The 213-nt window shown below is 41.3% G+C and carries 1 pseudogene; it reads right to left on the bottom strand.

Features of this window, described 5'->3' with window-relative positions:
* Positions 1–213 (bottom strand): annotated as a pseudogene (locus CCAND38_RS12030) (hypothetical protein); the annotation flags it as partial.

Below are 213 nucleotides of genomic sequence, written 5' to 3'. Positions count from 1 at the left end.
AGTTACCATAGTGCTTGTACAGTTGCTCGTATTCACTCTATCACAAATCGTATAAGTACCTGTGTACGTACCTGATGGCGTGTTGGGTGAAATCGTAATGTTTCCGTCAGCACCCATAGTAATATTAGAGTGCGTAAACACCCCTGGGGTTAAAATTACAGTTGACGTGCTTACTGATACTCCTCCTAAACTATCGTTATCAAATACGTTACC

The organism is Capnocytophaga canis, from assembly GCF_000827555.1.
GTDB classification, from domain to species: domain Bacteria; phylum Bacteroidota; class Bacteroidia; order Flavobacteriales; family Flavobacteriaceae; genus Capnocytophaga; species Capnocytophaga canis.
Note: the sequence above shows the minus strand (reverse complement) of the source record. Positions and strands in the feature narration are given on the sequence as shown.